At 61.5% G+C, this 26,994-nt stretch carries 19 protein-coding genes; 17 read left to right on the top strand and 2 right to left on the bottom strand.

The genetic code is table 11. The features are described from left to right. Positions 1–920: 920 nt before the first annotated feature. The 10 genes from HB724_RS11315 to HB724_RS11360 all read left to right on the top strand — a co-directional run bounded on the left by HB724_RS11315 (position 921) and on the right by HB724_RS11360 (position 18,451). Entirely contained in the window at positions 921–2,120 is a 1,200-nt protein-coding gene (locus tag HB724_RS11315) for a cysteine desulfurase family protein (protein ID WP_213981042.1), read from the top strand. Then, entirely contained in the window at positions 2,117–3,025 is a 909-nt protein-coding gene (locus HB724_RS11320; RefSeq protein WP_213981043.1) for a DUF4007 family protein, read from the top strand. Before HB724_RS11315 ends, HB724_RS11320 begins: the two co-directional genes overlap by 4 nt. Further along, positions 3,022–6,192 (top strand): hypothetical protein, encoded by a 3,171-nt coding sequence (locus HB724_RS11325; RefSeq protein WP_213981044.1) that lies wholly within the window; start codon positions 3,022–3,024, stop codon positions 6,190–6,192. The genes HB724_RS11320 and HB724_RS11325 overlap by 4 nt, the downstream gene beginning before the upstream one ends. Then, the gene (locus HB724_RS11330; protein WP_213981045.1) at positions 6,189–7,013 is read left to right on the top strand and encodes a phosphoadenosine phosphosulfate reductase family protein; all 825 of its coding nucleotides are present in this window, start codon (positions 6,189–6,191) and stop codon (positions 7,011–7,013) included. Before HB724_RS11325 ends, HB724_RS11330 begins: the two co-directional genes overlap by 4 nt. Further along, complete coding sequence (locus tag HB724_RS11335; protein ID WP_213981046.1) at positions 7,013–8,815, top strand: hypothetical protein; 1,803 nt, start codon at positions 7,013–7,015, stop codon at positions 8,813–8,815. Before HB724_RS11330 ends, HB724_RS11335 begins: the two co-directional genes overlap by 1 nt. Further along, positions 8,812–10,362, top strand: a complete 1,551-nt coding sequence (locus tag HB724_RS11340) for a hypothetical protein (protein WP_213981047.1) — start codon at positions 8,812–8,814, stop codon at positions 10,360–10,362. The genes HB724_RS11335 and HB724_RS11340 overlap by 4 nt, the downstream gene beginning before the upstream one ends. A gap of 9 nt (positions 10,363–10,371) precedes the next feature. Next, positions 10,372–15,780 (top strand): FtsK/SpoIIIE domain-containing protein, encoded by a 5,409-nt coding sequence (locus HB724_RS11345; protein ID WP_213981048.1) that lies wholly within the window; start codon positions 10,372–10,374, stop codon positions 15,778–15,780. A 5-nt stretch (positions 15,781–15,785) separates the two neighbouring features. Then, positions 15,786–16,238, top strand: coding sequence for a hypothetical protein (locus HB724_RS11350; RefSeq protein ID WP_213981049.1), 453 nt, complete (start codon positions 15,786–15,788; stop codon positions 16,236–16,238). After that, complete coding sequence (locus HB724_RS11355) at positions 16,235–17,647, top strand: DNA phosphorothioation-associated putative methyltransferase (RefSeq protein ID WP_213981050.1); 1,413 nt, start codon at positions 16,235–16,237, stop codon at positions 17,645–17,647. The genes HB724_RS11350 and HB724_RS11355 overlap by 4 nt, the downstream gene beginning before the upstream one ends. 597 nt (positions 17,648–18,244) lie before the next feature. Continuing rightward, positions 18,245–18,451: an AlpA family phage regulatory protein gene (locus tag HB724_RS11360; protein WP_213981051.1), complete on the top strand. Its 207-nt coding sequence runs from the start codon at positions 18,245–18,247 to the stop codon at positions 18,449–18,451. Between the two features lie 9 nt (positions 18,452–18,460). Here the strand turns inward: HB724_RS11360 and HB724_RS11365 are convergent, their stop codons facing one another. Continuing rightward, complete coding sequence (locus tag HB724_RS11365) at positions 18,461–19,678, bottom strand: integrase arm-type DNA-binding domain-containing protein (RefSeq protein WP_213981052.1); 1,218 nt, start codon at positions 19,676–19,678, stop codon at positions 18,461–18,463. Positions 19,679–19,979: 301 nt separating this feature from the next. Here HB724_RS11365 and HB724_RS11370 point away from each other — a divergent pair, with 301 nt between their 5' ends. The 7 genes from HB724_RS11370 to HB724_RS11400 all read left to right on the top strand — a co-directional run bounded on the left by HB724_RS11370 (position 19,980) and on the right by HB724_RS11400 (position 25,384). Then, positions 19,980–20,741, top strand: coding sequence for a hypothetical protein (locus tag HB724_RS11370; protein ID WP_213981053.1), 762 nt, complete (start codon positions 19,980–19,982; stop codon positions 20,739–20,741). Between the two features lie 59 nt (positions 20,742–20,800). After that, positions 20,801–21,424: a hypothetical protein gene (locus HB724_RS11375; protein ID WP_213981054.1), complete on the top strand. Its 624-nt coding sequence runs from the start codon at positions 20,801–20,803 to the stop codon at positions 21,422–21,424. Positions 21,425–21,702: 278 nt separating this feature from the next. Further along, a complete protein-coding gene (locus HB724_RS11380) occupies positions 21,703–22,371 on the top strand; it encodes a recombinase family protein (RefSeq protein ID WP_213981055.1) in 669 nt (222 codons plus the stop codon). Positions 22,372–23,193: 822 nt separating this feature from the next. After that, on the top strand, positions 23,194–23,457 hold the full coding sequence (locus HB724_RS11385; protein ID WP_213981056.1) for a hypothetical protein: 264 nt from the start codon (positions 23,194–23,196) through the stop codon (positions 23,455–23,457). Between the two features lie 27 nt (positions 23,458–23,484). After that, on the top strand, positions 23,485–23,994 hold the full coding sequence (locus HB724_RS11390) for a hypothetical protein (protein ID WP_213981057.1): 510 nt from the start codon (positions 23,485–23,487) through the stop codon (positions 23,992–23,994). Then, positions 23,994–24,554 (top strand): hypothetical protein, encoded by a 561-nt coding sequence (locus HB724_RS11395; RefSeq protein ID WP_213981058.1) that lies wholly within the window; start codon positions 23,994–23,996, stop codon positions 24,552–24,554. The genes HB724_RS11390 and HB724_RS11395 overlap by 1 nt, the downstream gene beginning before the upstream one ends. Beyond that, positions 24,551–25,384, top strand: a complete 834-nt coding sequence (locus tag HB724_RS11400) for a hypothetical protein (RefSeq protein WP_213981059.1) — start codon at positions 24,551–24,553, stop codon at positions 25,382–25,384. Before HB724_RS11395 ends, HB724_RS11400 begins: the two co-directional genes overlap by 4 nt. A gap of 125 nt (positions 25,385–25,509) precedes the next feature. Here HB724_RS11400 and HB724_RS11405 read toward each other — a convergent pair whose 3' ends face one another. Beyond that, positions 25,510–26,718 (bottom strand): site-specific integrase, encoded by a 1,209-nt coding sequence (locus tag HB724_RS11405; RefSeq protein ID WP_213981060.1) that lies wholly within the window; start codon positions 26,716–26,718, stop codon positions 25,510–25,512. Positions 26,719–26,994 lie beyond the last annotated feature (276 nt).

Below are 26,994 nucleotides of genomic sequence, written 5' to 3' on the forward strand. Positions count from 1 at the left end.
GACCGCTTTGGGAATAATGGTCAGAGGCCGGAACAGCGAATACTGGGACGCGAGGCGGACGGCTTCAGGTGCATGGAGGGCTTTGCAAAATTCTGCCCGATCTTCCGAGCGCGTCCACCGCTGTCTGAATAGAGGCTAGATTCTTGATAGTAATCAGAAGTATTATTTCCAAACACAGGCCGATGCCTAAGTTACGGCTGAGATGGAAGAAGAAGTGGATGTCTATGGGGTTCCGCGGACGGGGGAGGACGTCAATTCGAGTCTCAGAAGGACTCGAAATTCTAAAGTAACTATTTGATATTAATCAATAATATTGATTTGATTATTGCTCATGGCACAATCCATGGCATCAAAAAAATTTTATGAAGCGGTTCGAGTTCCAAATAACTCTGGGACGGCATGAGACTACATCTTCAAAATTGGGAACGCAACTGCTCCGACGGCGCGAACAAATTCCGATCAGCCGCCCCTAAATTTAGTCGGATTGATAGTCATGCTTCGTGGGCCTCCATGCGCCCGCGGTGGTCCAGCACCACCAGGACGAAGTCGAAGGTGGTGGCGTGGTCCTTGCGGGCGAGCGGCGCAGGATGCACCCAGGTCGCTGGATGACTGGCGGGGGTTGCGCGAAATCGCGATGAAGTTGGCCGTACGGCACACGGGCGCGTCGATTCCTCGTCGAGGCACAGGACGTGACGATCGCCTCGGTCTCTCCTTGAGGAGGCGGAGGATCGCGCCGGCGCGCGTCAAGCACGGTATGACATCGGGGACGAGGCTTCAGGATTGTCCCCGCAAAGAAATAATGCGAACATACCTAGAACGCTCTCCTGAGCGGCGCGAGTTCCGAAGCAAGCCTCAGCGGATCAAACTTTCGTTGCGGCACGAATCAATAAACTGATAACGCCTAGAGGCGGGAGTAATCGATGCGCGTTGGATTCAAGGCAGAGATGAGCAATAATATCGAAGAGATGGCGCCTGCTATCTCGGTAAATCTCGACGCCAACGCCAACACGGCCGCCACGGCTGCCGTCGTTGAGGCGGTGACCGCCGCGCTCCGCGATGCCGCCAATCCATCGAGCACCCACGAAGGCGGAGCGGTCGCGAGGACGATCCTGGCGAACGCGCGCGACGCAGTGAGCTCGCTCATCCACGGAGCGTCGGAAGAGATGGTGGTCTTCACGTCCGGATGCACCGAGGCAAACAACACGGTCCTCAACGCGGCGATCACGATGGGCGCCGCGCTCGTAACGACGGAGGTAGAACACCCATCGGTGCTGTCCGCCGCGAGAGCCCTTTCTCACCAAGGTGTCGATGTGCGGCTGATCGGGGTCGACGCAAACGGGATCCTAGATTTGGACCGTTTGGAGCAGGTGCTCCGCGACGTTGATGGATCGATCCTCCTCTCCGTTCAATCCGCGAACAGCGAGACGGGTATCATTCAGCCGATCAGCCAAATCGCTGCCTTGCTGAAAGGCCGGAGCGACGTCCTGTTCCATTCCGACGCCGCGCAGGCGTTCGGGAAGATCCCCATGCGCGTCGGAAGCGGTGCACCCGATGTCGTGTCGATCTCCGGGCACAAGCTGCACGCCCCGATGGGCGTCGGCGCGATCGTCACCGCACCGGGTGAGGACCGTATCGCCCCGTTGCTCCATGGCGGCGATCAGCAGGGAGGACGTCGTGCCGGCACCGAACCCGTCGCGTTGATCGCTGGCCTGTCCGCCGCCTGTTCGGCGCGCGCATCCACCATGCTGGCGGACGTCGATCGGATGCGAAGGTTACGTGACCGCCTGGAACGGTCGCTCGTCGAGTACATCCCCACCGCCAGGGTGAACGGCGCAGCGGCCGACCGCCTGCCCAACACGAGCAGCGTCACGTTTGCTGGCGTCGACGGTATGGCACTCGTCGCGCAGCTCGACGCCGAGGGCATCATGGTCTCGCAAGGGTCCGCCTGCTCGAGCATGCGGCCGACGCCGTCGCACGTCCTGATCGCGATGGGGACGACCGAAGCGGACGCGTTCTCCACGATCCGCTTCGCCGTATCGCCCCTCAACACGGTCGACGAGGTCGACGCCGCCGTCGCGGCCGTGGCCCGTCTATGCCAGACGAGCGGCACGTTCCTATGAGCAGTTTGATTCGCTTCCAATACGGCGGTCACGCCACTTTCCCGGTGAGATACGGGTGGTTGCCCAAGGGCGCCTCGCGCCTGCGGGACAAGGGTGGGTTCATCGCGAACGCGGCGACGGCTGACGATCTCGGCCTCGGGTCCAAGATGGTCGACTCGCTCGGCTACTGGCTCGACATGACCGGAATCGGAACCCCGCGGGAAGGCGGACGCTCCGCGATCGAACCCAGTCCCCTCAGCGAGCTGATCCTGCAGCACGATCCCCACTTCGAGCTGCCCGGAACATGGTGGTTCCTCCACCTCGCCCTCGCGCGCCGTGAAGGCACGGTGTGGTCGTGGTTCTTCAACGACTACACGGACCGGATCTTCGACCGGATCGCGTGCACCGATTCATTCTTGCAGTTCACCCGCAGCCACGCCATCAGACCCGCCACTCCTGGCGCAGCGCAGCGCGAGATTGCGTGCCTGATTGGCTCCTATGCGGCCCGCCCGGGCGTCGATGTGGTCGACCCCATCGACGTGGGCGCCTGCCCATTGCGCGAGCTCGGCCTCATCATTCGCCACGATGCGGTCAACCGGTTCGAGCGCACCCGCAACCCGCACGCGGTGCCGGTGGAGGCATTCCTCGCAAGCGCTTCGGCTCTCGCCGCCGATCTGGACAAGTCGGCCTTGTCCCTGCGCGAGCTCACGTCCGTCAGGGGTGGTCCCGGGCGAATACTGTGCATGGGCTTCGACGCCATCGAGGAGATGATTGGGAAAATAGGAGGGGGACGATGGTCCGATGGGATCGGGGTCGAGACATCCGCCGGCGAACGCCACCTGGTCGTCTCCCCGCGCGATCACGGCTCATGGCTCGCCGAGCTCTACGCTCGCGTCGCGAGCCGCACGAAGAGGACGGCGGCATGATCCGCGACGACTTCTTCCGGTCGATGAGCCTTGCCGAGGATCTCGGCCAACCCGAACGGTTCGCACACTACCGACCGACGCGGCGCGCGACGGCCATCCTGTCAGCGGTGCTTACGCCTGGCGCTGCGACGATGGTCATCGCGCCATACGGCAGCGGAAAGAGCCTGGCGGCGGGCGTCGCCGCGCTCGCCGTGCGCAACGAGGCGGCGGACCGTGACGTCGTGACCAGATTGCTATCCGCCGTCCATGCACTCGACGCCAGCCTGCACGCCACGATGGGCGAACGGCTAGAGGCCAAGCGTCACGGTCTCGTCATCGCCCTCTCGGGCCATGTTCCGGATCCACTCGCAATGATCGCCGATGGGCTCGCCATGGCATCCCCCCCTATGACGGTTGACGGCTTCGGGAAGGCTCTGCGTGCGGGTGGATGGGACCATGTCTCGATCATTTGGGATGAGTTTGGCCGGCACCTGGAGGGAATCGTCGGCAGCGGCCGACCAGACGAGCTGGACACGCTGCAGCGGCTGGCCGAGCGCGTCGCCCGCGCGAACGGGCCGACGATGAGCCTTACCCTGCTGCTCCACCAGAACCTGCTGTCCTACGCATCCAGGTTGAACGAGACGACGCGCAGCGAGTGGCGCAAAGTCGAAGGCCGGTTCGCTGTCGTACGCATGGTCGAGGACAGTCAGGAGATCTACCGGCTGATCGGTCAGGTGGTCGCCGACTTGCGTCCAACGCAACCCAAGGGAAAGATTACGCCCGATACGGTCGAGCAAGCACGCGAGGCGCGTTGGTTCGATGGCATGACCGACAAGACCGCGATCGCCGAAATGCTCGGCGGCGCGCGTCCCCTTACCGCAGGCGCGCTGCAAGTGCTTCCAATCCTGGCGGCGCGCGTCGGGCAGCACGAGCGGAGCCTGTTCAGCTTCCTGCGCGAGGCCGACCTGTCGTCGACTGTAGGCATCGAACAAATCTACACGGCGTTCGCCGACGCGCTGCGCGGAGACGTCGGCATCGGTGGCGCATACCGGCGTTGGGTGGAGACCGAGAGCGCGCGCTCTCGCGCGTCTGACGAGCTTCAGCGGGAAGTGCTCGCCGCAGCCTGCCTGCTCCAGCTGGGCGCGAGCGGCGAACGGCGACGACTGCCACGCGACGTCCTCGAACTGGCCGTGTCACGGCCCAGCATCAAGCGGGCGGCGATCGCCGGCGCTGTCGACGCGCTCATCGACGCGAAGCTGCTCCTTTGGCGGCGCCACAACGATGACGTCGCCGTCTGGCACGGCGCGGATATAGATGTTGCCATTAGGGTCCGTGAGGAACGGGAGAAGCAGGCATACGGATTCAACCTGAAGCAGTTCCTCGACGACCGCTTCCCCGCGCCTAGTCTGCGCGCGCCCGGTCATAATGCCCGTCGCGGTGTCAACCGCTTCTTCGAAGGGGCATATGTGGAGCTGAGGTCGATCGGGGCTTCGGAACGGCCCGGTGATGCCTGCCGTATCGAATATGTGCTTGCCCGCAGTGCATCCGACATCGAGGCGGCGACGTCGGCCGCGGCGGCGGATACCGAGGCGGGCCGCATTCTCGTCATCCCCTCGCTCCCCGTCGACGTGGAGAGCGCGGCGGTCGAGATCATGGCGCTCGAGGCGCTGCGCGGGGACCGCGAGTTTATCGCCAGCGACCCGATGGTCACCACCGAGTTGGACGAACTTCAGTCAGTGGCTTTCGAGCACCTGGCGACCCTGTTGCGTTCGCTCCTCGATCCGCGCGCCTCAGCCGCAACATGGTGGGCGGAAGGCGACCGGCTCGACGTGTCTGGCGACCGCCCGGGATCGATGGCTGCATCGACCCTGCTCGACCGCTGGTATCGCCTGACCCCGCGCATCGCCAACGAGCAGCTCATGCGGGACGTCGCGTCGCGCACCATGCAGACGGCGCGCGTTCGGGTGGTCGGCGCGGTGCTTGAGCACGCCGAACGTAAGGGGCTCGGCTATTCGGCCGACGACAAGGGGGCGGAGGCATCGATCTATCGCACCGTCCTCGAGCGCACGGGTCTGCACCGGTTCGACGGCAACGGCTGGGGGTTTGCCCATCTGGACGAGATCGGCGACGAAGGCCTAGCACAGGCATGGACCGAGATAGCCTTGTTCCTTCGCGACCCGACCGACGCGCGCGGCAAACCACTTTCCGCACTCATCTACAGGTTGGCGGGCACACCGCATGGTGTGCCCCGCGCGGTCATGCCGCTGCTCATTGCGGCGGGCTACCGCGCGTTCGCCCGCACCGTCGCGCTCTACGTCGATGGAATCTATCTTCCCGACGTGCTGGGATTCCAGTTCGACCAGCTCATCATGAACCCTGACGCTGTCACGGTCAGAGTCCAGGCAGCCGACTTAAAGACGATAAACTACTTGCGCGAGCTGTCCTATGCATTCACCCACGAGCAGCCCGGCGCTGAGGATGAACTGATCCGAGCGGCGCATGACGCCGTCGCTCAATGGCGCGCGGGTGTGCCCGAGGGTTCCCGGCGCACTCAGAAGCTGGACGCGCCCGCCAAGGCGCTGCTGAGGGCAATTGACGCCGGTGGGGATCCGGTCGATCTACTCTTTACCCGCATCCCGGCAGCTTTCGGCTCCGACAAGGCTGATACATCGATCATTCCGATGATCGAACTTGCCCGAAAGAGCGTCGACGGGCTGTCGGAACAGTATGCCACCGAGGCGATGGCGGTGTTGACCGAAGCGTTCCGCGTCGACGGTAGCGACCGTGACCTGCTGTCCGCTGTCAGGGGCTGGGCCGCCTGCTTCGACCATCGCGAGATGGATCAGCGCGGAGACCTTCGCATCAGCGACAAGGCCGTTTTGCGCAAGGCAGTTGAGACGGCGAACGAGCGCTTCTCCCCGAAATCCTTCGCCGGCGCGATGAGTTCCATCCTGCTACAACGTGGTTTGGACAAGTGGGACGACCGCACGGCGCTGCAGTTCCGCGCCGCGCTGCGCGAAGTGCGGGAGCGACTCGAGACGGCCGCCATCGACACGACCAGACCGCGGTCCGAACTGAGGCCGATCATCGAGGCACGGCTTGCCGACCTCGCCAACCTGCTTGCACAAATTGATGATCTGCCTGCACATTCTGGTCCGGGTATCAGGAAGAACGGGGGACGCGGATGACTGTAGCGGTCGCACACATCGACGACGCATTAGCCGATAAGCAGGCCCGGCACATCGTGCCGGTGTCAGGCGGCAAAGACTCGTCGGCGCTCGCGGTCTACCTGCGCCAGCGCAATCCCGAGGTCCGCTTCGAATACGTGTTCTCCGATACGGGTGTCGAGCTGCCAGAGACATACGATTACCTTGATCGACTTGAGAACGTGCTGGAGATCGAGATCAACCGCGTGTCGGCGCTCGATCTGTTCGACGTCGCCGAGAAGCCAGGACGGACCGCGTTCGACATCGCGCTCTACGAGCACTTCGCCGGTTTCCTTCCAAGTCCGCGCGCGCGCTGGTGCACGCGCATCATGAAGATCGCGCCATTCGAGCGGTTCGTCGGGACCGATCGGGCCTATTCATACATCGGCATCCGGGCGGACGAGAACCGCTCCGGCTATCTCGGCAGCGGCACCGCTGGCGCGAAGCCAGTCGTCATTTCTGAGCGCCCCAACATCACGCCCGTCTATCCCTATCGAGATGACGGGATCGATCTCGCCGAGGTCGGCCGCATCCTGGACAGCGCCGGGTTAGGCCTGCCCGATTATTACGAGTGGCGTAGCCGCTCCGGCTGCTATTTCTGCTTTTACCAGCAGATCGGCGAGTGGCAGGGCCTGAAGGAGCGGCATCCCGAGCTATATGAGAAGTCGAAGGCTTACGAGACGATGAAACGCGGCCGGAAATACACCTGGGTGGACGGCCGGTCGCTGGATGATGTCGAGCGGATGCCGCGGCGCGTTGTGTCGGCGAAGTCAGAGGACGGCTGCGCCGTTTGCCACCTGTAATGCCTGAGTTGAAGCAGAACCCCCTCGTCGACTTCCTGCGATCCTATGGCCCGCTGCCGTCGTCGAACGCCCAGTTCGACGAACATGTGCAGAGCACCGCCAAGCGGAAGAACGTGCAGCCACTGCACGTCACGGCGGCCAAGAAAGATGCGCTGGAAAAGGCGTGGGCGTCACCAGACCGGCCCAGCGTGGTGCTGACTGGCACCGCCGGCGACGGAAAGACATACACCTGCCGTCGCGCGCTCGAGGAAGCCGGCGTGGATATGACCGGCTGGGCGACCGCGAAAGTGCTGGACGTCGAGGTGCCGGGGGCTGGACCGGTCAGGGTCGTGAAGGATCTCGCGGAACTGACCGACGACGAGAAGGCGGAGGTCTACGACGCATTCGCCGCGTCCTTGACCGGCGCCGAAGACGCAATCCCGCTCGTCATCGCATCCAACGACGGACAGCTCGTTGCTTTCGTCCGTCAGTTCGCCGACCGACACCCAAACGGTGCCTCCATCGACGAGACGATCCGCAAGATGCTCGTCGGGGAAAGAGAGGACTCGGCCACCCTGTCGCTCAAGCTATACAACCTGAGCCGCCAGCCGCACGACGCATTGTTTGGTGAGGTGGTCGACGCGATCGTCGACCATCCAGACTGGAACCGCTGCGACGGATGCACCCTGCTGATCGCGGGAACGTGCCCAATCCGCCGGAACCTCGCGATCCTGGCGAACGCGGACGACCCATCTTTGCGGCTGAGGCTCTCGCAGCTGATTCGCATCGCCGCGCTTAACGGCACCCATCTTCCCGTCCGCCAGTTGCTCCTCCTCTGCTCGAACATCCTGCTCGGCGACGGCAAGAGTGGCGGCCTCATCAGGTGCATCGATGCGCACGTCATCGCACAGAAGGACGACGCGGCAGCCCGAGTAAACCCCTACCGCAATGTATCGGGCCTTAACTTTGAACCGACCGAGCGGCGGCAGTTCCGCGCCTTCACCGTCTTCGACAGCTTCGGGCTCGGGCGCGAGACGCTCAACGCCTTCGACGAGTTGATGCTGGAGCGGGAGCCGGTCGACGCGTTCGAGAAGTTCATGGCAGCGGATGAGCAGTTTGGCGATCCGCTGTTGGCAAAGGCTCGCGCACAGTACCGCGCGACGCCGACCGACGTTGACATGCCTGCGCTGCACGATGCCCTCGCCGACCAGCGCAGGCGACTGTTTTTCACCCTCCCCGAGGAGAAGGGGCGGCTCGATCCATGGCTGCTCACCATCTTCACTGGGGGGGGCGACTATCTGCGGTTCGCCGCGAACCTCGGAGATGGATCGGACGCAACGAAAGCGAAACGCCACCTCATTGTAGGCCTCAACCGCGTCTACACCGGTCTCATGACGGACGATGACGACAAGCTCTGGCTCACCGGACCAGCCGGCAACACCCAGAGCCGTCAGGGACGTGTATTGGACACAGCCGCACCGATCCGTCTCGGTAAGTCCGCGATGGAACGGCTTAGCGTCGACTTCGACGCGAAGGGTCTCAACGGACGACCTCGGCTCACGCTGTCAAGCGACGACGAAGTGGTGAACTCGATCGATCTCACCCCGCTACTCTTCGAATACCTGACACGGATCAAGGACGGCAGCCTGCCGTCCAGCTTCTCGCGGCAGTGCCTTGAGGAGCTCCGCCAGTTCCGGCTGCGCTCTGTCGCCAAACTCGCTGCCGCTGGGCTAGTGCCGCAGGATCCGCACGAGGTAACCTTGGTCCGCCTGCCCCAAAGCGGGAAGCTGGCGGTAACTGCTCTGCCCTTGGGTGCCGCATGAGCCGGGCCAAACGTTTCAAGGTCGACGGGGCCTTCGACGTTCCCGAGACGGCGCAGCCGGATTCGTGGAAGGTCAACGTCGAGCAGATGATCTGGGGGCACCGGCTCATCAACGACCAGACCAGCTGGCTGCTGTTGCTCGAGGCGCTGGCGATCATGTCGGCGCGCGCGGCCGATAAGAACGTCGAGAGGATCTTCGCGGGCAACGACGGCGCGCACGAGGAGTTCGTGTATCAGGTGCCGACGCGTCGCCACCTGCGTCAGGTTCTGTTCCAGGATCACGCGCTGGACGCAATCGCTCGCAGCGGTGACGAGCTCTCGGAAGACGCGAAGTGGGAAAAATGGCTCGATGGCCGCAACCCCAAGGATATAGCGCATCTGCGTGAGCGTTTCGAACGCTTCTCCTCCTTCCACGATGCCGTGGATCTGCTGCGGGCCGCCGTCGTCGAACCCGAACGCGACCGTCGCCCAACCTCGCGACACCTGGTGCCGGGCGGCGTTGACATGCTGATGGCCGACTACGGCCTAAAGGCGGGCGACAAGGTCAACAACGACCGCAAATTCTTCGCGCGCGGCGGCGAACTCGTATTTCTTATGCTCAACCGCAGCAAGCAGGCTGCGAAGGTGGAGGAACTCGTCCGCAAGCGGCTCCTGACCGCCGGCAGCCGGTGGAATAAGGTCGCACGCCTGCTCCAACCACCGAGCGCGCACGATCCCGATCCGGTGCAATACAAGATCGGCTACCTGCCGCTGCCAAGCCATCCGACATACGACCGCATGGCGGAGGACTGGATCGCGCTACTGTCGCTTGAGCAGCTGCCCGACGACCAACTCGCCGAACCGCTCATGCGTCTCACCGGACTGCACATTGTCCGCTACCTCATAGAACGGTCGGCGGAGGTGCTCGGGCGCAAACTGGAGCAACCAATCCCTCTCGACATGGCAACGGAAAGCGCCGCCGGACTGCGGCGCGTGTCGCGCGAGCGCTTCCAACTCCACCGCGAGATGTCGCGCCTGGCCATCTCGAAGGTCATCGATCAGTTCGCAGAGAGCGATGAATGGAAGGCCGCCGCCGATGCCGGCGATCCGGTAGCAATGCGCAAGAAGATGCTGAAGGAGGTCTTCTCGCACGAGGTCGGTCCGAAAACGACGGATGCGGATGCGATGATCGAGGAGATGCGCGTCGAGGCGCTCGCCAAACACGCCAACCACCTCGGCCTGATGCTGGCGACACAGACGGACCGCATCGGACTGGGCGTCACGAGAGCGGGCCAAGGACGCTGGTATGCCGCGTCTAACGGCTTTCTCGAGGCCATCGTCCTTGCCAACGTAACCGCCCCGGTGGAACTGGAGCAGCATCTCGAACGCCTCTGGTCCCGCTATTCCTTCGTGGTCGGTCCTCTGGTCGGTCAGCGCGTCCTGGGCGATGATGCCCCGTTCGAACAGCTGCGGTCTAACCAGCGCATCTACGAAGAACGTCTCCGCATGCTCGGCTTCGTCGAGCGCCTGTCCGACGACTGCGCCTTCGTGCGCAATCCCTATTACTGACGCGACGCCATGAGCACCCAGATCATCACCGACGATGTATCCGTAGATGTTACGCCTGTTCCCGGCGCCGGAGGGCTAGTTTCGGGGCAAGGAAATCCGGTGGTCGACAGCGACATCAGCCAGCTCGTGTCGGCAGTGGCTGTACGACGCCTTCGGCGGGCGCTTGACGCCAGCCTCGATGAACCCGCGCTCTTCGCGGTGTTCGACTTCGATGGCCACCAGACTCGCCGCATCCTCGAAGAGATTCACGCCGCGGAGCCGGCCGCGCGCATTGCGGTCCATCCGGATGTGAACGCTGGACCGGTCCCAGCCGAATGGCTGTCGAGCGAACCACTTACCCATTGGCGCAACGTCGCGCGCGAGGAATCGGACCGCGCAATTGTCTCGGCGGTGACCACTGACGCGCTGAACAGGCTCGGCGAGACTGCGGCGACGATCCACCGCCTGTCGCCCGATCACCTCAAGGCGGACATCGACGCCTGGTTTGCCGCAACCAAGCATTTCGGTGAGCTGACGCCCCGCCACGCCTCCTATGTCCGCAACGCTATCGCGGGCCTGCTGCGGACCGACATTCCGACCAACATGCCCCTGTTCGCGCGCTTTATGAGTGATCTCGACGACGGTATTGGGAAGCAGGCCGTGCACAAGGCGCTGAACCACGCGCTAGCGGTTTTCCGCATCCCGCCGGAGGCGGCCAACTTCCCACCGCCCGCCGACCGAGGGCGGATCACTTCACCCGAGTCCTGGGCGACGCAGCTGACGGACCTCTACAATCGCGTGTCCGATGTCGCCTACCTACGCGACGACCAGGGGCGACCGCTCGACCGCGAGATGATTAAGGGCCGCGTCCAGACCCTTTATAACGAAAGTGAACTCGACGACGACGACCTAGCGACCTGGCTGGCGCTGCTCGACGACGCCGACATTGAACCTGGCGAATGGCGGGCGAGCCAGCAGGACTTCGTGAAGATGCGCTGGCCGTTAATCCAGAAGGTCGTGAAGGCGCGGAAATCGGTGCGCGAGGCGCCACTCGGTGCGGCGACCATCGCATATCTCGACAAGGAAAGCGCTGGGACGCTCAATAATGTCGATCGCGACGTGCTGGACAGGCTGGAGGAGAGCCGCGGTGCCGACGCAGCCGAAGCCGAGCTCTTCGGCCGTCACCGCGCCCGGATCGAGAAGGACCGCAAGCTGCTCCGCCGGTGGGAGCAGTTCGTCTTCCGAGAAGTGCGAAACCACTCCGACTTGCTTTCGGGAATCGTGCACGCCGCCTTCGACCTGATAACGGCCTCCAACGACGACATGGAGGGCAAGGTCGTCCTAATTCAGCTGTCGAAGGCCAATGAACTCGATTTCTGGCGTCGGCACCTGCTCGAGGCATGCCTAACGCTACGTGACCGGCACCGCGGCCTCGCCGCGCTCCTGCCAGCGTTCGTCCGCATTGATTGCGGCATCTGCTGGTCGCGGGACTGGGCCGACGAGATTGACGTCAAGAGCGGCCACCAAGGCAGCGAGGCCGACTTCAAGTTCGAGGCGTTCCTAGTCGATACGACGGCGTTCGACGCCGAAGGCGCGGTGGATCCCGCCAAGTTGAGCCACGCGGTGAAGACGCAGATGGTGTGGTCACCGGTTCCTAGAGGCATCGGCCTGAACTTCTCCGATCACCTGCACGCCATCGCGCCGCAGGGTGAGGGATCGGCCATGCTGCTTTCGGGAGTGTTCTCGCGGACTGCGAAGGACAGCACGTCCGGGACCCGCTCGCTTCGCCTTTCCGACCGCCGGTCCATCGACGACATCCACGACAACGAGGACGGTCAGCTCTTCGACCCCAACGTGCCGCAGCTGGACGAGGGCAGCGGCTTCCTAGCTGAACTCGGGCGCCTGGCGGACCGCAACATCGTGAAAGATGTGGGTCGCGACGCGATCCTTCAAGCTTTCGAGGCGTTCCGCACCAGCTACCGTGGGGCGGTGGACGCGTTCCTGACTGGCAAGGGCTCGACTGACGACGCCGTGCTTGAGCAGGGACGACTATTCGGAGAACTGTTGGCTGCGTTGCGGCAACACGCTCGCGGCGATGTCGCACGGCGCGGGCTATGGCTGCCCATCATGCGCATCGGCACTGCCATGTCTCGTAACGTGCCGGGGATCATTGTCACTCCGTTCTTCCCGCTGCGCATGGCCGAGATCGGCCTGCGGGCACGCATGGCGCGCGATACGCTCGTCACGATGGGCACCTCGGCCGACGATGCGCAATTGCGGCCATTCATGCTCCGCGCGGTGGACGACCTGCAGCGCAGCTGGTTCACCGACTATGCCATCGGCTCGACTGCCGACCGCAAAGTCGTTGCGATGGTCGAGAACAGCGAACTCGACGACTATTCCTACGCCGAGCCAATCGCGGATCGCGGTTCGTCCGGCGACGAGCAGGGCGCCTATACCCGCCAGGCCGCCGACAACCTGATGAAGGTGCTGGCTGAGCATCTCGACCTCCATCCCCACAATGTCGCCAACTTCTCGGTTGTCCTCTACAACTCCGACAGCCGTGACCTGCCGTCAGCGGTCGCCGAGCGGCTTGCACGCCGCGTCGACGAGGACGCCCGGCTCCGTTGCGATCTCGTCATAGCCAGCGACGACCGCCGGCGCCTGCGCCAGGTCTATGCCGAGCAGAACGTCGCCATCGGTCGCGAACTCGAATCGAGCGGTGGCGCGGACCTAACCAAGGAATTCCTCTCCAACCTCCGCGTCGGTATCGGTGACGTCGAGAAGCTTGCGACGTCGGACAGCGACAACAAGCCGCTCGACGTTGCCTTCCTCCAGGACGTGTTCGCGCGGAACGCGATGAACAGGTGGCGCCCAGCCACCGCCCCTTCGGGCGGATGGCCGGACTTCGACCAATCGACTCGGGCGGCGCCGTCGCGACGTATGGTCCAGCGGGCTGGCGAGAACCGGACGCGCATCCTCCTCGTATCGCCGACCCGACCGTTGGCGCTGCAACGCTACCTTGATCTCGCAATGGAGGCGCTGAAGACCGAGGTCGAGGATCCGACCCTCCGCGACCATTGGGAGCCGCTTCGGGAGATCTCTTTCGACAACGAGGAAAACGCCGAGATTATCCGACGCGCCCACGACATCGCCGACTGGGTCGTCACCTTCGACGGCATCGCGGATCGGCGACTGTTCAGGCAGAACGGCATCAGCGTTATCCGCTCGGTTCCGATCGACGAGGCACGGCACAACCTCGTCGTCTCGACGAAGGCCCACCGCCGCTCGCTGACGATGCGCATCGCCGACATGGTGTCCGACATCACGATGGCGGTTCCGGCCGACGAGGCGAAGCTGGCCCGCAAGCTGATCGACAGGTCAGCTGACCTGTCCGGCCAGATCGTGCTGCGGGCGGCGAACCGCGACCAGGCGGCACTCGAGCTCATCGGCCTCAGTCTCAGCGAGCAACTCGTCCAGTCATCGCTGCCGCTGGGCACCGCTCAGCTCGCTTGGTTCTTCTTGGACGACTTCAAGGCCCGGCTTGGCCACGCCGCTGGTGATCCCGTGGCGGATTTGCTGCTGGTGAGCGCGCGCGACGACGGCGGCGCGACGACTGTGACGATGACGGTGGTCGAATCGAAATATGTGGAGGTGGCCGCCCGCCCCGATGCGAGGTCGAAGTCGCGCCTGCAGACCGAAACGTCGGTCGACCGGATCACCAAGCGATACAAGTCAAACGACAAGCTCAACGCGCCCGTCCACGCTGCGCAACTCGCCGACCTGCTTGTTGAGCACGGTTCATTCGACGAACGTGACAATGAGGACGATCTCTTGCGCTGGGTCGAGGACATCCGGTCTGGAACGGCGAAGATCGACGTCGAGGGTATCTCGCTGATCTACGTCCATGACGACGACGATGCTCCCCCGAACCCCATCGTCGACGAGGGCTTCCGCCAGATATTCCATTCACGGCCGGGGATCGCCACGCTGCTCGAGGATGTGCGCGCGGGACAGCCATCCAAGTCCCTGCCGGCAGCTCAAGCCGCGACCGAGGGTCAGCATAGTGGTGACGTCGTTGAAGAGACGGGGGCGCCGGGTACTGAGGACGCTGGAGGTAGCGAAAAAACAACTGATCAAGGGACGGCGGACAGTGTAAAGCCCGACGAGGACGTCGTCGATCTTGCTGCTCAGGTCCCGGTGGTAGCGGAGACTGAGGCCGACACACCTAGTTCCTCTTCCGCCAATCAAGTCAACGGCTTCCGCCCAGGTGTGGCCGAAATCGTCGCCGGACGGGGTATTCCCGTGGCCGAGGTCGCCGGCCAGGAATGGCTTGCTTCGACAGAGAAGCAGCTGCGCGGCGCCCTTAAGGGCTACGGCATGACCTGCGAGACGGTCGGGTCAAGGTTGACGCCCAACTCGGCGCTGATCCGCTTCCGCGGCAACGACGAGATGACCACCGAACTCGTGCAGAAGCGCCGATCGACCCTTTTGACCTCGCACGGTCTCGATATTGTGGCCGTCAGGCCCGCCAAGGGCGAAGTCGTGGTGATGGTCGCGCGCGACGGGCGCGTGATCCTGCCCACCCTTGACCTGTGGAAACGACGGCAGCTTCCGCCGACGGCCCCGTATCGTAATACCAGCTTCGTGCTCGGCGAGCGCGAGGATACCGGCGAGATCCTCTATCTCAACCTTGGCGAGGCTTTTGCAGGACAGCCCCAGCACGGCCCGCACACGTTGATCGCGGGCGAGACCGGAGGCGGCAAGGGCATCTTCACCGCCAATCTCCTCCTCGATATCTGCGCTACCAACTCGCCGACCGCGGCGCGCGTCCGTCTGGTCGATCCGAAGGCAGGCATCGATTACGGCTGGGTCGAGCAGGTTCCGCATCTCGACGGCCCGATCATCACAACACCCGATGACGCGGTTGTTGCGCTCAGAGACCTCGTGGACGAAATGGAGCGGCGCTACGCCGAAATCCTCGGCCCGACTAAGCTGCCCAACATTGACGCCTATAACGAGACTGTCGACGAGCAGAAGAAGCTGCCGCGCATCTACTTCTTCCATGACGAGCTAGCCGACTGGATGGCGGACAAGTCCGACAACCAATACCGGGACGCCGTATCTGATTACGTGGTGCGATTGAGCGGCAAGGCGCGGGCTGCCGGCATCCACCTCTTCCTGATCACACAGCGCCCTGACAAGGACGCGCTCCCCGGGCTGATTAAAGCCAATATGGGCAACAAGATCGCGCTCAAGGTCTCTAACCGGCTCAATTCGCAGATCATCCTCGATGAACCTGGCGCCGAGGGTCTTCTCGGTCACGGTCATATGATCGCCAAGCTTGCGAATCAGCCAGGCGGGATGATTTACGCGCAGGCGCCTTACCTAAGTCCCGTCGACGCCACGCAGATCGCGCAGGCGATCTCCAAGGGCTGACCGTGATGGCGGGAAAGCGGATCCGAGGCGCGACCTATCTGCACAGGTCCGCGCTGCAGGACCTGCCCGCCACCGAGCAAGCGCGCGTAGAGGCAGCCGCAAGCGCGACCGGTGCCACATGGAACGTGGTGCGGGTCGCTCGCGAAGAGATCTCGCTCCTCGATTACGCTGATTTCGACGAGGATCCGTTCCCATCACTTCACGCCTCGGCGCTAGTGCGTGATGACGGGCACGTCGTCGCGCGTGACTATTCAGCGCGCTCTAATCCGCCGATCCTCCACCGCAAGGAGCTGCTCGTCGGCGAAGATCATCCACTCCGCGCGGATTGGGCTGAGACGACGGTTCGACTGGTGAAAGCCGGGGCTTTCTCCGACCCCCATAGGATCGGCACCCGGGACGCATGGCGGCGGCGATTGGAGGAACTGTCAATCGACGAATTTGGCAGGGTCCGACAGTGACCATTGACGTGCCAATCTCGGTCGCGCGACATCGTACCGCTATGGTGCGGCATTCGCTGTCGCAGCCCGTATCGCTTCTCGTGCGGCATGGACTGCTTCGCGCTGGAGTGTCGATTTTCGACTACGGATGCGGTCAGGGCGACGACCTCCGCGTGCTTGTCGGCGGTGGCATTGAAGCAACCGGCTGGGACCCGCACTTCGCGCCCGATGCGGTGAAGACGGCCGCCGACGTGGTGAACTTAGGCTTCGTCCTGAACGTCATCGAGCGCCCTGAGGAGAGGGTCGAGGCTCTGAAGGAGGCTTGGAACCTGACCCGAACCGTCCTGGCCATATCCACGATGATAGTGGGACAGGTTCCGGTCAGCGGATTGAGCCCCTACCGTGATGGGTATGTCACCTCGCGCGGAACATTCCAGAAATACTTCAAGCACGCCGAGCTTAGGCATCTCATTTCGCACACGCTCGGGATCGAGCCGGTCGCGGCGGCACCCGGCATCTTTTTCGCATTTAGGAACAACGAGGAACTAGCCGAATACCTGCTATCGAGACGGAGTTGGCGAAATGCCAGCACCACCGGGTTTCAGTCACGTCGCGAGCGCACCGCGAGCAGGGCCGCGAGACCTGACGTCGCTGAACGCATCAGCGACGAGGTCAGCGAGCTCATCGAACTACTTCTCGAGAGAGGCAGGCCGCCGCAGATCGACGAGCTTCCTGCGAGACTGCTCGATCGGCTGGCCGAGCAGCGCGTCTCGTTGGGGCGCGCGCTCGACATCGCACGTTCCACGATCTCGCACGAGGATTTCACGGAAGCACAGGATCATCGTCGAGAAGACCTGATCGTTCATCGTGCGCTCTCAATGCTCAACCCGGGCCATGGATCGAGCAGCCAAGGCATCAGCCGCGACATCCGTGTGCTCTTCGGAAGCCAAGGCGAGCTCGCAACCCAGGCGAAGGACTATCTGTTCGGGTTAGCCGACGCCGACCGGATGCGCAGCGCAGTGGAAAAAGCGGTGAAGGCCAAGATGGGCGTGCTCGACGATCGCGGGCGCTTCGTGTTCACCGCAGAGACGCTCAACAACCTGCCCGGGGCGCTCCGCTGCTATGCCGGCTGCGTTACGCACCTGTCCGGCGAACCCGCCGCCGAATTCATCTACCGGCTCGACCCGGTTCGGAAGTGCGCGACGCTTATCGTGCTCGATGACGATGGCGCTGAACTTCCGACCAGCTCGCACGACGTGCGCATCGACCTCAAGCGGCAGGACGTGTCGATGGTGGAGAAACGCCGGCGGCTGCTCAGGAAGGCGGATCTCTACGGTCTCGGTCCCAAGACGAAGCAACGGGGCGCGGAGAAGCGCTACCGAGAGGCCAACGATCTCGCCGAAACTGCGGTATTCGAGACGATCTCATGACCAACAGAGCCGGTTCATCCAGCACCGCTGTTCGGGGCAGCCGCCTCAACCGCAGCGAGATGAGCACCCTAGTTCGTGCGAATCGCTAGCGCATCCGCGATGCGGATGCGGGTGTTCAGACGCACGCCCGACGGGCGTAGTGTAATGGACCCTACGCACGGGTGCTGCGGGAATATTTCCCTGTTATATCAGTGTGATGATCGTGTGTGCCATGTACTACAGAATGCCGCATATGCGTGATACACGGAACACGAGAGCGGGCGCCATGCCTATATCTAACTGAAATCACGTTATATTTTTTGTACAACGCGTACTACACGGATGATTTGCCTGTAACTCGGCGCAACTCCTTGTGAGGCGCTATCGCCTGCGGTAAACTACGGCTGCTTCATGACACTGCCTTGAGCGCCTCTGTGAGGAGTGTTCGCCAGTGCATGTAAGTGGTCGTCTTTCCCGAGCACCGCCAGCTCCCATCAGCCCTTTCCAGCTATCCTGGAGATTGGGAGCATCCCTTCGCGCCCCGTTGCCGCTGCCCGCACGCAGCGCGGGGCAAGCGCGCCGAAGCCGGCATCAACCTTCCAGAAACGGATTTACCCCATGCTCGACAAAGACAGGATTATTCGCCTCAAGGCCGTGCTCGCCCGCACCGGGCTCTCGCGTTCCACTCTCTACCGCAAGATCGGCGACGGGACGTTCCCACGGCAAATCCCGATCAGCATCCACGGCGCCGGTTGGCATGAATCCGCCGTCGATCGCTGGATTGCCGATCCGGTTGGCTATCGGGAGGAGACCAGCCAGGCATGAGGAGCGAGGCTATGCGCGTGCCCGCCTCGGCTCCTCCTGAACGGCCGTGTCCCGCATCGCATCAAGGTGATCGCTCCACCATTGGTGCATCGCGACGCGCTCCTCCCAGTAGCGGCCCCGGTTGTAGATACCGCGAATGGTGTTCGCGTCCGCATGGGCAAGCGAGCGCTCGATCGCATCAGGGCTCCATTGGCCGCTCTCGTTGAGCAGGGTCGACGCGGTGGTCCGCAATCCGTGCGGCGTCACCTCGCCAACGGAATAGCCCATGCGGCGGAACGCCTGGTTGATCGTGTTCTCGCTCATCGGGCGCAGGGAGGTGTGGAAAGCGGGGAAGACGAAGCCTTCCGGCCCGGTGAGGGGGTGCAGCTCCTCCAGATAGGCGAGCACCTGCCGGGACAGAGGAATGGCGTGCGGACGGCGCATCTTCATGCGCTCCGCCGGGATTTTCCAGACTGCACCATCAAGATCGAACTCCGGCCATTGCGCCATCCGCAGCTCGCCGGGGCGGGCCATCACATGCGGGGCGATCTGCATCGCAATCCGCGTCACCGTATGGCCGGAATAGCCGTCGATCGCCCGGAGCAATTCGCCGACCTGCTCCGGCTCCAGGATCGCGGCGTGGTGCGTCACCTTGGGTGCGATCAGCGCGCCGCGGAGGATGGAGGTCGGGTCGGTTTCCCCACGCCCGGTCGCCACGGCATAGCGAAACACGCGGCTGGCGAAGGAGCGGCAGCGCCGTGCCGTCTCGTGTTTGCCCTTGGCCTCCAGCCGCTTGAGTGCTGCCAGTAAATCAATCGGTTTGAGGTCGGCGACCGGCCGCGACGCGATCGGCGCCAGTTGCTCCAGCAGCCAGTTCGCCTTGGTGGTGGTCGTGTCGGCGCGACCCTCGGCGACCATCTTGTCGATATATTCCTTGGCGACGTCGCCGAAGCTGTTGGCCGCCTTGAAGGCCGCGATCAGCTTGTCGTGCTTGCGCTCGGCGAGCGGATCACTTCCCGCCTCCAGCTTTCGCCGAGCGTCATCCCGCCGGCGCCGCGCTTCGGCGAGGCCAATGTCCGGATAGCGGCCCAGCGCCAGCCGCTTCTGCTTCCCCATATGGCGATATTTGTAGCGCCACAGCTTTGAGCCGTTCGGATGCACCTCCAGGTAGAGGCCTCGATCGTCCGTGCATTGATAGATCTTGTCCGTCGGCCGGAGGCTGCGGATCTGGAGTTCCTTGAGCGCCATCGGCGATTCTCCTCGATTGGTTCGGGGAGTGCCGGGCCGGCGCCGGGGGCCATGGTGCCATCGGATTTTTGCATGGGGCCATATCCCCCTGCTCATGGCACCTCGTGGCCCCGGATCGCCTGAAATCGCCTGGAACGCTCCGGGAACGTTGAGGCTACAAAATGGCGCATTTCCGCCATTTTGTCGAGGTTTCGGGGATGCCTTGGGATAGGTAAATGGTGCCCAGAAGAGGATTTTACCGACACCCTCCTAAGGCATTGAGAAACAACGATATTTATTCAGGTCGCTGTCAATGTTGGCAATGCCTGATGTAACAGGTTTCGGGCTGGCGTGGCAAGCCATTCACGGGCAGGCTGGTCGGGTTTGCGGCTTTGTCGTTAGGATCACGCCTCCGATGCCAGATAAGACCCCGTTCGCTTCTATGAGCTTCGACATTCGCTTCATGCGGAAGGGTAAGGAAAGCGCACTCATATTTCTTCCTGAGCCGTACCATGCGCCTATCGGACTAATCATCGCTCACTGGGGCAACTTCGAGCGTCACTTCGATATATGTCTTCAAGCATTGATCGCTGGAGAAGTTGCGGATGGGGGTACACGAGAGGTACAGCTTTCGCGGCAGTTCAAAAGGCGACGTGCCTTGTTCAAAGAAATATGCACCGGATGGCTCGCTGGCTGGCGTCCTGAGGAAGCTAAAAGCTTATGCCAGATTGCGGACATCGCCGGAGATTTAAGCTGGAAACGTAATCTGATCGCTCACGGACAATATGCCTACACGATACCGCCTCAGTCGTCGTTAGCTACTAACTGTCGCGCTTCTGATACAGAGTCAGGAAAAGAGTTTTCCTTCGATGCTGACACATTGGTAAAGCTCTACCACGACATATCGCATTTGACTGCTGACCTTGTATCAACCTTCAAGGTTTTTGGTCATGTAGAGGGAGACTTCCACACGATGCCTGACGCAGAGGTCTTACGGACTTACCGAGAGACTGTGCATCCTTGGAACCCAAATCCGAAGAAACGACCATCACCGGTTGACGGTGGCGGACCAGCGGACGGCTAGCGGCAAAGCCTTGTTGCATTAGAGATATGCCAGACGCCCCGATTATGCATGATGGTACGATGGCTTCATTCCCTACCCATGTAGAGCGCGTATCGTTCGTAGTGGCGGTTGTATCGGGCATTGTGGGAGCGGTTGCAGGCGGCAGCGGCTGGCCGATCACCGCTGTAGTTGCGGGCTGTTTAGCTGCCGCTGCCCCTATTGCTGGACGCTATGCTAGCCAGAGACTTGCCCGTAAAGCCGAGTTAGAGGCTGATGCAGAGATAGCAGTTGCCTATGCGAAAGCAGACGCAGCGCTAGCAGAGTTGCAAGCCACCCGCGATAAGTTGCGACCCCGGCAAATAAGTCAGGATCAGGCAGAGGCATTTGTCCGTGTTCTAGCGGGAGCCGAGCCATTCGAGATAGTCGTTGCCTGCAACCACCATGAAGCAGAGCCCTACGCTCTACATCAACAGGTAACAGCCCTGTTTGAGCATTGTGGCTACAAAGTTGGGTATTATGGCGGCATGACCAACTCTACCGTTGGCATCGAAGTAAATGGCGACACTTCTCCACAAAAGACTCTTGTCATGGCCGCGCTAACCGCTGCCGGGCTAAGCTTTGTAGAATATCCGCGTTATAAGGATGAAGGCATGTTCGGCGGCATATGCGTATGGATCGGAGTTCATCCCGGTTTGTCGATGTAAAGGGAGCCGCCTACGACCTAATTTTGGCATAGATATGCGAGAGGGCAATCAGACAAGAACGTGCAATGCCCTTCCCCCGTATCCCCACCCACCCGGCTGGCGAATATGACACGCCTGCCCGACCTGCATTATCGCGCATGGTTCTCCATCCCTGCGTGGCGTGTCACTACAGCCAAGCTCCATCCCAGCTAGATCGATGATGACAGGACCGGGAACGGCTTGCCCTCCTAACTGTTCATGGGTATACGTTCGTTGACCCGTGAACAGGACTAGCTGAAATGAACCTCCGCAAGATGACCAAGGCCGTCGCCTACCTCCGCGTTAGCACGGATAAGCAGGGCAAGAGCGGCCTAGGGCTAGAGGCTCAACGGGAGGCAGTGGCACGGTATGTCGCTGCCAATGGCGTTGAACTGATCGGGGAGCATATCGAGGTTGAGACAGGCAAGGGAGCTAATGCCCTGTCCAAGCGGCCTGAGCTTGTCGCTGCCCTCGCTACAGCGAAGCGGGAGAAGGCTGGCCTGATTATCGCCAAGCTCGATAGGCTTGCCCGCAATGTCCATTTCATATCCGGGCTGATGGAGACAGGCGTAGAATTCGCCGTCGCGGATATGCCGAACGCTGATCGCTTCCAGCTACACCTATTCGCCGCACTGGCTGAGAAGGAGGCTGAGGTAATCAGCCAACGGACCAAGGCCGCGCTAGCCGCTGCCAAGGATCGGGGGACTGAGCTAGGCAAGCATGGCAAGGTACTAGCTGCCCGTAATCAGGCTGAGGCTATGGACCGGTTAGAGCCTATCGCTGCTGACCTCCTGGCATTGAAGGCTGAGGGGCTATCCGTTCGTAAGATGGTTGAGGCCCTGAATACCCGTGCGATCCCTTCGCCTGCCGGGGGCAAGTGGCATCCCGCCAGCCTGCACAAGGCCCTTGCTCGATTGGAGGCCCGCTAGATCGCCCGGAGACGGCCACAGGAGTCGATATGGGAGGCTCAGGGTATCGACCTAGCCGGGATAACGTGGCGACTCTGTACGGGGCTGTATGGGGCGCGGCTCAGATGCGGGAGGAAAGCCCGGAGCTATTCAGTACCGTTAGGCAAGAAACCATTCATCACCGCCACGCCCGTTTAGCCGGGGAACGCCTGACAGTGCTTAACTGTAGATACCTGACGGCCTTACGGCCTAGCTTTAGAGCGACGGGGTGTGCCATTCTATTTGAATGACGCATGGGTATCGGACGCCGGCAATACGAGCCACGCTAATCAAACTCAACGATCATGCGGCTAGTCTTGCTCTCCCATTGCGCCAGAACGTATTTACAAATACGGATATCTATCTGGCCCGGGGGGACGCCGGATACAGCCAATCACTATCAAATCTAACGATCATACTATATCAGTATAGATCATTGGTACTCTATGGCTTGATACCGTGGATGCCATACACAATCTCATTCTTCCGATAGGCTCAGATAGTTATTACCTTTTCCTGTTGAGGTAATCGCTATGCATACCCTGAGCCTATCTGAGGAATGACTGCCATCCTCTCCCTACAGCATCCATATTCATCATTCCCGGTAGTAAATCCAAATCCGTCGAGTTGCGCCCGTGATGAATGCTGATGCTACGGCCTGTCAGCTAGTGCATTGCCCTTGTTGGTAGCTGGCAGGCCACCCTTTCCATAGCTTCAATATCCCTGTTCCCGTTTGCTTATGTGCAAGCGGCCGGTCTGTCTGAAGTTTTGCCAAATTACCTCCAACAATATGAAGGATATCCCATGACGATTATGTCTGTTGATACCAGCCGCCTGAGTGATCCCCGGATTATTGCCCATCTTGATGGCATCGATAGCCGTATCATCAATGGCTTTCGCCTAGCTCTCGATGTTCTCTGCATTCCTATGCCCAAGCATATCGAGCGTAAGCCTGCTGGCCGCCCGTCTATCGCCAAGCTGATGGCCGCTGCTGATGCAGATAGCGGGACCATCTACACCTATCGCAATGAGAAGATGAAGATCGGGGCATCCGCTCCCAAGCTCTAATCGCCCCTATTCTAACAGGAAACAACCATGACCAACAAAGATACACTTTCTTCTATTGCCATTGAGATTGAAACGCTCAGTGCAGAATTGCTCAAGGTTAACAACTATATCGATATCCTTGGCAAGCCTGCCATCGATAAAGCTAATGAGATTGATAGGGCATTGAAGGATGCAAAGGATCGCTTTGCTACTGCCCTCGCTGACGAACAGATAGAGGTTCGTACTCAACGGCTTGCCCGCTTATCCGATATCCGCGTAGAGGTAAAGCCCGGTGATAACCTGAATACTACTGGCTTCCTCATCAAGTACACGCGGGATACATGGGATATCATGGCTAACGCCAGCGTCCCCAAAGAGCATGAGTGCAATGGCTTCTCCGCTCTGGACGATGATGCCTTTGACTATCTCGTTACGGTAAAGCCTCATGCTATCCCTGCCTGCATTATGGCGCTGGCACCGGGTAAACCACGGGAGGCATTTACTCTGTATTTGCAGGGTAAGCAGCGCGGGTACTTCACGACTGCCCTTGCGGCGTAATGTCCGATCTGCATGACTGGGGAACGGGAGAGGCACCTAAGCCGCCCCGCCCAGATTACGTACCAAAGGTCGCGCTTTTTCCTCAGACGCTGGATGATCTGATGAACCGGGCAGGCCCCTATGCCGATGCAACGAAAGCCTACGTCGAATGGGGCGCTGTTACTGTTTGGTTTATGAAGGATGCTGACAAGGCTTTAGCGTCCGCCTTCATTCCTATTGAAGTTGCCAGCCTATCAATCGTGCTCGTTAGAGAAGCAGTTCGCATAGAAACGGGTTGGCCATGCCTATCAGGCACCCCCGTAACGCCTGAACTCTACGATCTTCCCGACGATGCTCAACAGATAGCCCGTCGCATGGCTGCTGACATTCACGATCTCTGGAAGAATGCGGGCCGTCCGTACCTTCGTCCCAGCGATTTCAAGTACGCCTTCCAATACCTCGCCGCCGCGATCCGTAAGGGGATCATCCCGCCTGTTGCCGCAATAGCCGATGCTGACCCGATCCCCGCTGCCAAACCGGCAAGGCCCCACATTCTCGATATGTTCAAGGAAACCACATGACCGCTCTAACTCCCCGTCAAGCCATCAAGGTCAAGGCGGCTCTATCCCTGATTGCTGTACACGGTCACAATCCCCGCACTGTACAGCAAGCCGCTACGGCTGAATTGGCTAAGGGCTATCCCGCCAATGTCGCCTACAAGAATGCTATCGACGGCTTCATTGCCCGCGTCCCTGCTATGGGGAACACACTGCATACTGCCGTTAATCTGATCCACCATAGCGATGATGCTACGGTTGCGCTGTATGACAAGGCGCTTACCGAGTACAATAACACCGGCGATGACAGTTGCCTTGATGGCCTTGCCCCTATGATCCTTGAGGATGCCAAAGCATTGGCTATCAGCAAGGGTGAAGTGACCGAGGCTGATGCGGCCAATTGGACTATCAATGATGCTCTAGGCAGCACGGCGGAGGCCTTTGCCGATACTCCCGATGTTCCCGACGCCACCACGCTGGCACCGGGTCAGACGGCCAATAGCTCGTTCGGGTTCAATGGCCTTCCCAGCCCTGCCGCACAGGCCCCGTCAGCGCCCGCTCAGGCGGCAAGCGGACCGCAGTGGGTACAGACCCCGACCGGCTTCCGCCTCGTCGCACAGGCCCCCGCAAGCGGCCCGCAGGTAGGGCAGAGCATGACCGGCTATGATCCCTATCAGGCCAGCCGCAGCCCGACCGGCATCCGGGTAGCTCAGACCGGGGAAGCTGCCCGCCGCTCGCATGGCACCCCGGTAGGCGACATTGCCTATTCAGCGACCGGCACGGGATACCGAGTGACCCCGACCGGGGAAGCTGCCCGCCGTGAGGCTGGCGTACCGCTCGGCCCGGATGCCTGAGAATTGCCCTAGGAGAGTCGCTGGGAGGCGATAGCTCGTCCCGGCCTACAGATACCCGACCGCATCCGATTGACTCCTGACGGGGCTGAGCGGGGCGATTTCGGGTATCTGTATGTCCGGTTCGTTCAAGGCTTGGGAATGACCAGCCCCGGCACCCGATAAGATGCAATGGCCGCTACCATTACGCGCATAGATGGAGCCGCCCCGTACTTGTCGGCAGCATCCTTACCTTCATGCCCTTGGAACTGTCGGCATACCCGCTCAGGGATACCGGCATCTACTGCATGGGTTTTCCAAGTATGGCGGAATGAGTGAAAGACCTTGGCCTTATCCTCAATCCCGCAATTTTGCTTATAGCGGCTGAACCACTGACCTACCTTGTCGGTTAGTTTCTTGCCAATGCCTACAGCCTTCAAGCCGGGGAATACGCGGCCTGTCTGATCTGGTAGCTTGAATACATAATCGATAAAGCCTAGCTCGATTAGCTTAGGATGAAGCGGGACAAGCCTATTGCTCGCCTCATTCTTGATCTGATTAGGCAAGGCATCGTCATCCGGCGTATCTGTAATGTCGATACACCATACCTCTTGCCGGTTATCATCATCGTCTATGTAGGCAACGGGCTTCACGTCCTGCACCCGTAGCTGGCCTATCTCTTCCCGACGCGCACCCATGAACAGGGCTAGCAGGGGCAGCCAATAGACAGCTTCACCAAATCCGCCCTTTGGCCGTTCGCCCTTGGCATGAACCGGACCAGCGAACAGCGCATTGAGGTCATCGGTAGAAAAGTCTTTCCGCTTCTCTCCCCGCTCAGTGACGGCCATCTTCACATCGCGGGCCACGTTGACGGAGACGATATCCTCTTGTGCTGCCCACTCTAGCAGGGTCCGCAGATAGGCCAGCCGATCCCGCACATTGACCTGTGACCGGGCAGGGTCCGCTATCAGCTTGCGCTTGTAGGCCATCACATCGGCCTTGGTGATTAGCTCAACGGACTTACGGCCCATCATGGAATTGAACAGCTTGGCATCCCGCCAGTAGGCATCCTTGCCACGGGGCGATGGCTTACGCTCAGCGGCCCACCCATCGAGGATATCTGTATCTAGGTATTTGCCCTTGCCCTCGTTGTGGCTGGCATCGCCGCTGTACTCAACGGCCTGATTTTGGCTTTCCGGTGCGTGGGCATTCTGGCCGAACCGGGCATGAAGGGAGTTTATCAGGGCTTCCCGGTCTGCCCCGGCTGTCTCCCGCTCATGCTCGACTAGCAGCCTGCCAGCCCTAGCTATGTCGGCTAGCGATCCCTCAGGCTCCTTACCGGCGCTCAGGGCATCCATGATCGGGGATAGGGCCTCAGCCTCCATGTCTGTGGCGAATAGCTCGTCGGCTACATGGTCCGCTTGCTCTTGCTCCTGTTCCCATCGTGTCCGCTCCCGCTCTAACTGAGCAGGGGACCGGGGAGCTTTAGGCTTAGGGGCAGGCTTGCCAGCTAGGGACCGGGTAGCATCGGCTAGCAGCTTGTCAGTCTCGACAGTGTGAGCAGGGATGCGGAGCTTGGCCTCTGCCCGATCCTTGGACCGCAGCGACAGCATGAACTCAGCCCGACCGCCAAA

The sequence above is a fragment of the Sphingomonas sp. dw_22 genome (assembly GCF_018449795.1).
Classification (GTDB): Bacteria; Pseudomonadota; Alphaproteobacteria; order Sphingomonadales; family Sphingomonadaceae; genus Sphingomonas.

What these genes read in the sequence shown, in the direction of transcription:
- HB724_RS11325 (WP_213981044.1), top strand. Translation starts at nt 3,022, where the DNA reads ATGATCCGCGACGACTTCTTCCGGTCGATGAGCCTTGCCGAGGATCTC.
- HB724_RS11385 (WP_213981056.1), top strand. Translation starts at nt 23,194, where the DNA reads ATGACGATTATGTCTGTTGATACCAGCCGCCTGAGTGATCCCCGGATT.
- HB724_RS11315 (WP_213981042.1), top strand. Translation starts at nt 921, where the DNA reads ATGCGCGTTGGATTCAAGGCAGAGATGAGCAATAATATCGAAGAGATG.
- HB724_RS11320 (WP_213981043.1), top strand. Translation starts at nt 2,117, where the DNA reads ATGAGCAGTTTGATTCGCTTCCAATACGGCGGTCACGCCACTTTCCCG.
- HB724_RS11395 (WP_213981058.1), top strand. Translation starts at nt 23,994, where the DNA reads ATGTCCGATCTGCATGACTGGGGAACGGGAGAGGCACCTAAGCCGCCC.
- HB724_RS11335 (WP_213981046.1), top strand. Translation starts at nt 7,013, where the DNA reads ATGCCTGAGTTGAAGCAGAACCCCCTCGTCGACTTCCTGCGATCCTAT.
- HB724_RS11345 (WP_213981048.1), top strand. Translation starts at nt 10,372, where the DNA reads ATGAGCACCCAGATCATCACCGACGATGTATCCGTAGATGTTACGCCT.
- HB724_RS11400 (WP_213981059.1), top strand. Translation starts at nt 24,551, where the DNA reads ATGACCGCTCTAACTCCCCGTCAAGCCATCAAGGTCAAGGCGGCTCTA.
- HB724_RS11350 (WP_213981049.1), top strand. Translation starts at nt 15,786, where the DNA reads ATGGCGGGAAAGCGGATCCGAGGCGCGACCTATCTGCACAGGTCCGCG.
- HB724_RS11370 (WP_213981053.1), top strand. Translation starts at nt 19,980, where the DNA reads ATGCCTGATGTAACAGGTTTCGGGCTGGCGTGGCAAGCCATTCACGGG.
- HB724_RS11375 (WP_213981054.1), top strand. Translation starts at nt 20,801, where the DNA reads ATGGCTTCATTCCCTACCCATGTAGAGCGCGTATCGTTCGTAGTGGCG.
- HB724_RS11360 (WP_213981051.1), top strand. Translation starts at nt 18,245, where the DNA reads ATGCTCGACAAAGACAGGATTATTCGCCTCAAGGCCGTGCTCGCCCGC.
- HB724_RS11390 (WP_213981057.1), top strand. Translation starts at nt 23,485, where the DNA reads ATGACCAACAAAGATACACTTTCTTCTATTGCCATTGAGATTGAAACG.
- HB724_RS11330 (WP_213981045.1), top strand. Translation starts at nt 6,189, where the DNA reads ATGACTGTAGCGGTCGCACACATCGACGACGCATTAGCCGATAAGCAG.
- HB724_RS11340 (WP_213981047.1), top strand. Translation starts at nt 8,812, where the DNA reads ATGAGCCGGGCCAAACGTTTCAAGGTCGACGGGGCCTTCGACGTTCCC.
- HB724_RS11380 (WP_213981055.1), top strand. Translation starts at nt 21,703, where the DNA reads ATGAACCTCCGCAAGATGACCAAGGCCGTCGCCTACCTCCGCGTTAGC.
- HB724_RS11405 (WP_213981060.1), bottom strand. Translation starts at nt 26,718, where the DNA reads ATGGATGCCCTGAGCGCCGGTAAGGAGCCTGAGGGATCGCTAGCCGAC.
- HB724_RS11365 (WP_213981052.1), bottom strand. Translation starts at nt 19,678, where the DNA reads ATGGCGCTCAAGGAACTCCAGATCCGCAGCCTCCGGCCGACGGACAAG.